The sequence below is a fragment of the Streptomyces bluensis genome (genome assembly GCF_014650715.1).
Classification (GTDB): domain Bacteria; phylum Actinomycetota; class Actinomycetes; order Streptomycetales; family Streptomycetaceae; genus Streptomyces; species Streptomyces bluensis.
Genome location: NZ_BMVM01000018.1, coordinates 150,598 through 158,193, shown reverse-complemented (window position 1 = coordinate 158,193; position 7,596 = coordinate 150,598). Strand labels below are relative to the sequence as shown.

The window sequence follows — 7,596 nt, the reverse complement described above, 5'->3', positions numbered from 1 at the left end:
TTCAAGATCACACGTCAGTGATCGCCGTCACCCGTCCCCAACCTCCGTGGACAGAACAGCTAGGTCGTGTTTCGAATGTCCCGCCCATTCTGATGGATCTCTGACGGATCTCTGACGGATCTCGTGCCGGGCGCCCGAGCTACACACGGGCGCCCCAGCCGTGTACACCGGAACGTCAGTCCGCGAACGTCGCCGCCAGCGCCTCCGCCAGGCCCGGCACCAGGTCCGACCCGGTCAGCACCTCCGTCGCCGTGTCCTTCTCGCGCAGCCGCAGCGCCGACTCCCGTGCCCCGTCCCGCAGGACCGCGACCGTCATGCGGACCTCCCGGCGGTCAGGGTGCTCGGCGACCCACGTGGCGAGACGGGCCTCGTCGAGACCCTCCGGGACGGACGCCTCCGCGGACGGCGGCAGCATCAGCCGCTCCACGGTGAGGGCGCAGCCGACCACGGCGTCGGGCCAGGCGATCGTGCCCAAGAACTCGTCCAGCGGTTTGCCCGCGGGGATCTCGTCCTGCTCGATCGGTGTGAGACCCGAGTCGCCGGACTCGTCCCGCAGGCCCAGCCGGTCCGCGAGCGAGGGTTGTTCGGTCCGCAGCCGTGCGGTGTCGACCAGGGCGAAGAGGCGGGCGGGCTGGTCCCAGCCGAGGCCGGAGGCGTACTCGTCGATCTCAAGGACGGCCCGTGTGAGAGGGCTCGCTGTCATGGGAGGCGTGTTGGACATGGTCACAATCCTGCCTCGTTCGTTACCCGAACCGGGAACCGAGTAAAGCGTGAGTAAGTTGCATAGGTGAGGCCCCTACGATCTCGACGATCACGGGGCCTGAAAGATGGTCCGCGTTTCCCGGGGGCCTGACGGATCAACAGCGACTTCGAGGTGCGCACCTTGGCTTTCCAGATGCCGGACCGCGGCGGAGGCCCGACCGGGCCACGGATCAGAGTGGGCCGACCGTCCCGGCGCGTCCGGACCCTGCTCATGACACTGGGCGTTCTGGCCGTCCTGCTCATGGCGTTCGTCATGTTCGCGGGGTTCTGGACGGACTGGCTCTGGTACCGGTCCGTGAAGTACTCGTCGGTCTTCACGACCGCCCTGTGGACCAAGATCGGGCTCTTCTTCGTCTTCGGTCTGCTGATGGCGGCCGCGGTCGGGTTCAACGTCTGGCTGGCCCACCGGCTGCGCCCGCCGCTGAGCGCCATGTCGATGGAGCAGCAGAGCCTCGACCGGTACCGCATGGGCATCGCGCCCTACAAGAAATGGCTCCTCCTCGCGCTCACGTCCCTGGTGGGCCTGATCGCGGGCGCCTCCGCCTCGGGCCAGTGGCGCACATGGCTGATGTGGGTGAACGGCGTCCCCTTCGGGCAGAAGGACCCCCAGTTCCACCTGGACGTCGCCTTCTACGCCTTCGACCTGCCCTGGTACCGCTTCCTGGTCGGCTTCGGCTTCGCCGCCACGATCCTCTCGCTGATCGCCGCCGCGCTCACGCACTACCTGTACGGCGGTCTGAGGATCACCTCCCCGGGCGCGCGGGCCACGGCCGCGGCCACCGGGCACCTTTCGGTGCTGCTCGGCATCTTCGTCGCCCTGAAGGCGGTCGCGTACTGGCTCGACCGGTACGGACTCGCGGTGAAGTCCAGTGACTTCAAGGCGACGGGCAACTGGACGGGTCTGAGGTACGTCGACGCGAACGCCTACCTGCCCGCGAAGACGATCCTCTTCTGCATCGCCGTCATCTGCGCCCTGCTGTTCTTCGCCACCCTGTGGCGGCGCACCTGGCAGCTGCCCGTCATCGGCTTCGGCCTGATGGTGCTCTCGGCGATCCTCATCGGCGGGCTGTACCCGGCGATCGTCCAGAAGTTCCAGGTCCAGCCGAACGAGCAGGCCAAGGAAGCGCCGTACGTCGAGAAGAACCTGGAAGCCACGCGCAAGGCGTACGGCATCGACGGCGCCAAGGTGGAGGAGTACTCGGGCGAGCGCAACACCGACGACGTGACGAAGCTGCGCGACGACGTGGACAAGACGGCGAGCATCCGCCTGCTCGACCCGAACATCGTCTCGCCCACGTACCAGCAGCTCCAACAGATCAGGAACTACTACGCATTTCCCACCAATCTGGACGTCGACCGCTACAAGGACAAGGACGGCAACGTCCAGGACACGGTCATCGGCCTGCGTGAGCTGAACCTGGGCGGTATCCCGAAGAACAACTGGATCAACGACCACTTCCGGTACACCCACGGGTTCGGTGTGGTCGCCGCCAAGGGAACCGACGCCGACGAGGACGGACGCCCGGTCTTCACCGCCTCCGACCTGCCCTCGAAGAACGCCAACGGGGGCGACCTCGGCGCGTACGAGCAGCGGATCTACTACGGCGAGAAGACCACCCAGTACTCGATCGTCGGCGGCCCCCAGAAGGAGATCGACTACTCCGACGACAGCGGTGAGAAGACCACCAGCTACAAGGGCAACAGCGGGGTCAACCTCTCCAACCCGGTCAACCGGGCCGCGTACGCGGTGGCGTTCAGCGAGCCGCAGATCCTCTACTCCGGTGCCATAGGCGAGGGTTCGCGGATCCTCTACAACCGCACGCCCAAGGAGCGCGTCGAGGCCGTCGCCCCCTGGCTGACCATCGACGGCGACGCCTACCCGGCCGTCGTCAACGGCAAGATCCAGTGGATCGTCGACGCCTACACGACGACGAACGGCTACCCCTACGCCTCCCGTACGACCCTCGGTGACACGACGGCCGACTCGCTGACCGCCGCCGACAACCAGCGCGCGGTGGTGGCCCAGCAGAACCAGGTCAACTACATCCGCAACTCGGTGAAGGCGACCGTCGACGCGTACACCGGCCAGGTCAAGCTCTACCAGTGGGACACGCAGGACCCGGTCCTGAAGACCTGGATGAAGGCGTTCCCGAACACGGTGAAGCCCAAGTCCGACATCTCGCCGTCGCTCATGGACCATCTGCGGTACCCGCAGGACCTCTTCAAGGTCCAGCGTGAGCTGCTCTCCCGCTACCACGTGAAGGACGCGGACACGTTCCTGAGCGGCAGTGAGGTGTGGCAGGTGCCGGACGACCCGACCAACCGGTCCGGGGACGCCGTGCCGCCGTACTACCTGAGCATGAAGCTGCCCGAGCAGGACGCCCAGGCGTTCTCGCTGACGACGACGTTCACACCGAACGGCCGGGACAACCTGAGCGCGTTCATGTCCGTCAACGCCGAGGCCGATGCCAGCGACTACGGCAAGATCACCATTCTGAAACTGCCGACCGGCAAGACGGTCGACGGTCCCAAACGGGTGCAGAGCCAGTTCAACTCCGAACCGTCCATCGCCGAGTCGATCCGGCTGCTGAGAGGCGGTGACTCGGAGGTCGAGTACGGCAACCTGCTGACCGTGCCGCTGGACGGCGGACTGCTGTACGTGGAGCCCGTCTACGTGCGCGGTGGCGACCTCAAGTACCCGCTGCTGAAGAAGGTGTTGGTGACCTACGGAGGTGCCACCGCCTTCGAGGACACCCTCGACGAGGCGCTGAACAAGGTGTTCGGGGCTGAGGGCACGACCACCCAGCCGCCGGACGAGAGCGGCGACACCACCAAGCCGCCCACGTCGGACAACCCGACGGTCCAAGAAGCCCTGAACGACGCCCAGAAGGCCTTCGACGCGGGCCAGGAAGCCCTCAAGAAGAGCGACTGGGACGCGTACGGGAAGGCCCAGAAGGACCTTGAGGACGCGCTGAGGAAGGCCGACGAGGCACATTCCAAGGCCGACGGGACGAGCGGCGGCGGACAGAACAGCGCGCAGAACAGCGAGCAGGACAGCGGCAAGACCGGCGACGGGAGTTCCGGAAGCAGCTGATCCAGACTCCGTCCCGCGCCGTGATACGGTTGCCGAGCAACGGCGCGGGGTGGAGCAGCTCGGTAGCTCGCTGGGCTCATAACCCAGAGGTCGCAGGTTCAAATCCTGTCCCCGCTACTGAAGTCGAAGGCCCGGATCCTCCAGGGATCCGGGCCTTCGACGTGTGCGCCGGCCCCCTGACGAATCCAGACGACGAGCACCCTGAACATCCGGTCAGCAGAGCGGGAGCCAGGCAGTGGTTCCCCTGCGTCCTGAATGGTCAGGCGACGACTCGCGGGAAGTGCCGTGTCCTGCGGAGGGAGTTGAGAAAACTGTGTTTGACTTATCTCTCTGTGGGCATGTCGACAAAACGCTGAAGTGACCTCACTGACTGCGTATACCGGGTGTACCCAGGTTGCAGGTGGTGCGACGATGGACGTTATGGGGGACAAGGCAACTCTGTTGGAGAACGGGCGGTTTGCGCATCCTGTGGAATTTCCGCAGTCGACGGACCGGGACGAAGCCGGTGAGGCCGTGGAGGAGGCGCGTCAGCGGCTCGCGGCCGAGGCCGGTGACATCGAGGCGATGAGCGTCCTCGGGGCCATGCTGCTGCGCCGCGGCGATCTCGACGGAGCAGAGCCCCAGCTGCGCGCTGCCACCGCCGCGGGCGACCGCGCCGCCGCCAACAACCTGGGTGTCCTTCTGCACCAGCGCGGGTACGCCGACGAGGCCGCCGGCTGGTGGCGGATCGCCGCCGTCGCCGGTTCCGCGGCCGCCGCACACGCGCTCGGGCGGTATCACCGCGAGCGCGGCGACGAGCCGGCCGCCGAGTACTGGCTGCGGCAGTCCGCCGAGCAGGCGCACACCCTGGGCGCGTACGCGCTCGCCGACCTGCTGGAGCACCGGGGCGACCCCGGGGCCGAGCAGTGGATGCGGGCCGCGGCCGAGCGCGGGCACCGGGAGGCCGCGTACCGGCTGGCCCGGACGCTCGACCGGCAGGCGATGGCCGAGGAGCGCCTGGCCGCACGAGAGGGCCGCCGGGCGGCGCGAGACGACCGTTCAGCCGCGCGCGAAGGCGACACGGGCGTCCGTGAGGGGCGGACGGGCCCTGACAACGGTGTCGCGGTGTCCGCCGCCGAGGAGGCGGAGCAGTGGTACCGGCAGGCCGCGGCGCGCGGGCACCGGAGAGCCGCGCTGCACCTCGGCGCGATCCTGGAGCGGCGCGGGGAGCTCAAGGAGGCCGGGCGCTGGTACCTGACCTCGGCGAAGGACGGTGAGCCGCGGGCCGCCTGCGCGCTCGGATTCCTGCTGCGGGACGCGGGGGACACCGAGAGCGCTGCCGTGTGGTGGCTGCGGGCCGCCCAGGACGGCGACGGCAACGCGGCGAACGCACTGGGCGCGCTGCACGCCGAGCGCGGGGAGACGCAGACGGCCGAGCGCTGGTACAGGGCCGCGATGGACGCCGGTGATGTGAACGGCGCCTACAACCTCGGGCTGCTCTGCGCCGAGCAGGGGCGCACCGCGCAGGCCGAGCAGTGGTACCGGAGGGCCGCGTACGCCGGGCACCGCGAGGCCGCGAACGCGCTCGCGATCCTGTTGCTGCAGGTCGGGGACGCCGCCGGGGCCGAGCCGTGGTTCTCCAAGGCGGCGGAGGCGGGCAGCGTGGACGCCGCCTTCAACCTGGGCATCCTGTACGCCGGACGGGGCGCCGAAAAGGATGCCGCGGACGCGCTGGTCTGGTACGAGCGTGCGGCCGCCGCCGGGCACACCGAGGCCGCGCTCCAGGTCGCCATCGCGCGGCTTCGCGAGGGCGACGAGCGTGCGGCCGAGCGGCATCTGCGGCAGGCGGCGGGCGGTGGCAGCGCCGAGGCCGCGTACCGGCTCGCCGCCGTACTGGACGCCCGTCGCCCGCCCGCGCCCGCGCACGAGCTGGGCGAGCCCGCGCGTGAGAAGGGGGAGTGCGAGGAGTGGTACGAGCGGGCCGCGTCCCAGGGGCACCGGCGGGCCCAGGTGCGGGTCGGGATGCTGGCTGCGGCCCGTGGGGACGTCGTCGAGGCGGCGCGCTGGTACCGGGAGGCCGCGGAGGCCGGGTCGCGGAACGGGGCCTTCAACCTCGGGCTGCTGCTGGCCCGGGAGGGGAGCGAGCCGGAGGCCGCGCTGTGGTGGACCCGGGCGGCCGATGCCGGGCACGGGCGGGCGGCGCTGAGGCTGGCCCTCGTCTACGCACGTCGGGGTGAGCTGGCGGAAGGGCAGCGGTGGGCTGATCGTGCGGTGTCGCTCGGGCCGGCGGAGGTCGCGGAGCGGGCGGCGCGGCTGCGGGACGCTCTGCGGGAGGAGCTGTCGGCGTAGGGCACCCGGCTTCGTGCCGGGCCTCCGGAACGGATTTGCACGGGTCCGCGTTGCTGACGTAATGTTGCGTTCATCGACGCGGGGTGGAGCAGCTCGGTAGCTCGCTGGGCTCATAACCCAGAGGTCGCAGGTTCAAATCCTGTCCCCGCTACTGATCCTGAGGGGTCGGAACTCGTAAGAGTTCCGACCCCTCAGTGTTTTACGCGTGACTGTGTTTTACACGTGACCGTGAGTTGATATGTCGATTTGTAGTTGGTGGCAGCGGCGGCAGCAGGGGCTCACGGCTGAGAGCCGGGGAGTGAGTAAGGCTCCTACGCGGCCGCGCAGTTGGGGCACACGCCTCGGTACGTCACCTCGACGTCCGACACCGTGAAGCCGAAGCGCTCCGAGTCGGGGAGGTCGGCGAGGGGGTTGCCCGTCGGGTGGACGTCACGGATCGCGCCGCACTGGGCGCAGACCAGGTGGTGGTGCGGACGGTGCGCGTTCGGGTCGTAACGCTTGGCACGCCTGTCCGTGGTCACCTCAAGCACCTCACCGAGGGAGACCAGCTCGCCCAGGGTGTTGTAGACGGTTGCCCGGGAGATCTCGGGCAGCTTGACCACGGCCCGCGCGTGCACCTCGTCGGCCGTCAGGTGGACGTGATCGCCGTCGAGGACCTCGGCCACGACGCGCCGCTGCGCGGTCATGCGCCATCCGCGTCCGCGTAGCCGTTCCAGAAGGTCACTCATAAGACCAGCGTAACAGGCAAGAGGACCAGATTCCGAACGTGTGTGACTTTGGAATCACCCTTGACTTAGACAGTGTCTATTGTAGGGTCGGGAACGCTTCCGTCAGGCTGACGGAGACTTCGGCAAGCGCCTGGAAGCCGCTGTCCAGGCCCTGAGCGGCTGTCCGGGGTTGGACCGCTTGCCGGAGGAGACGGGCCGGGACTCCAGGGGAGTTCCGGCCCGTTGGCGCATGCTGGTCTTCACCGGTCAGGCGGGTGCGGGCTGCCGTGCCGGAGCCCAGCAGCGGATGATGTCGCGGACCGAGACGATGCCGACGGGTTCGTCGCCGTCGAGGACGACGAGATGGCGGAAGCCGCCGTGGGTCATGGCGCGGGCGGCGTCCTCCAGGGTCCAGGACGGTGTGGCGAACACGACGTCGGTGGTGGTGTGGGCGTGCGCCCGCTCGGTGTCCGGGCTCTGACCCAGGCCGACGGAGTTGAGGATGTCGCGTTCGGTCAGGATGCCGACTCCGCCGGCGTCCGGGTCGAACACCACGGCCGCGCCGACCCTGCGGGCGGACATCAGGGTGGCGGCCTGGCGGAGCGTGTGGTCGGGGCCGATGGTGAGGACCACCGTGCTCATGGCGTCGCGGACGAGCATGGGGTTGAGCCACCTCCTAGAGAATCCCCATGAGGTCGACTCAGG

5 protein-coding genes and 2 tRNA genes are annotated in these 7,596 nt (G+C 68.9%); 4 read left to right on the top strand and 3 right to left on the bottom strand.

Annotation, left to right across the window (positions count from 1 at the left end):
* Positions 1 to 175 precede the first annotated feature (175 nt).
* A complete protein-coding gene (locus IE262_RS32625; RefSeq protein WP_189878764.1) occupies positions 176 to 721 on the bottom strand; it encodes a PPA1309 family protein in 546 nt (181 codons plus the stop codon).
* Between the two features lie 153 nt (positions 722 to 874).
* On the opposite strand from IE262_RS32625, the gene IE262_RS32620 reads away from it, so the two are divergent.
* The 4 genes from IE262_RS32620 to IE262_RS32605 all read left to right on the top strand — a co-directional run bounded on the left by IE262_RS32620 (position 875) and on the right by IE262_RS32605 (position 6,335).
* Positions 875 to 3,856, top strand: a complete 2,982-nt coding sequence (locus tag IE262_RS32620) for a UPF0182 family membrane protein (RefSeq protein ID WP_189878762.1) — start codon at positions 875 to 877, stop codon at positions 3,854 to 3,856.
* Between the two features lie 43 nt (positions 3,857 to 3,899).
* Positions 3,900 to 3,973 (top strand) — tRNA-Met (locus tag IE262_RS32615).
* Positions 3,974 to 4,267: 294 nt separating this feature from the next.
* Complete coding sequence (locus IE262_RS32610) at positions 4,268 to 6,184, top strand: tetratricopeptide repeat protein (protein WP_189878760.1); 1,917 nt, start codon at positions 4,268 to 4,270, stop codon at positions 6,182 to 6,184.
* A 77-nt stretch (positions 6,185 to 6,261) separates the two neighbouring features.
* A tRNA-Met gene (locus IE262_RS32605) sits at positions 6,262 to 6,335 on the top strand.
* 160 nt (positions 6,336 to 6,495) lie between these two features.
* Here IE262_RS32605 and IE262_RS32600 read toward each other — a convergent pair.
* On the bottom strand, positions 6,496 to 6,912 hold the full coding sequence (locus IE262_RS32600) for a Fur family transcriptional regulator (protein ID WP_134029534.1): 417 nt from the start codon (positions 6,910 to 6,912) through the stop codon (positions 6,496 to 6,498).
* Between the two features lie 246 nt (positions 6,913 to 7,158).
* A complete protein-coding gene (locus IE262_RS32595) occupies positions 7,159 to 7,551 on the bottom strand; it encodes a CBS domain-containing protein (RefSeq protein WP_189878758.1) in 393 nt (130 codons plus the stop codon).
* Positions 7,552 to 7,596 lie beyond the last annotated feature (45 nt).

Coding starts and splice junctions, on each gene's coding strand:
- IE262_RS32625 (WP_189878764.1), bottom strand. CDS start 721: ATGTCCAACACGCCTCCCATGACAGCGAGCCCTCTCACACGGGCCGTC.
- IE262_RS32610 (WP_189878760.1), top strand. CDS start 4,268: ATGGACGTTATGGGGGACAAGGCAACTCTGTTGGAGAACGGGCGGTTT.
- IE262_RS32600 (WP_134029534.1), bottom strand. CDS start 6,912: ATGAGTGACCTTCTGGAACGGCTACGCGGACGCGGATGGCGCATGACC.
- IE262_RS32595 (WP_189878758.1), bottom strand. CDS start 7,551: ATGCTCGTCCGCGACGCCATGAGCACGGTGGTCCTCACCATCGGCCCC.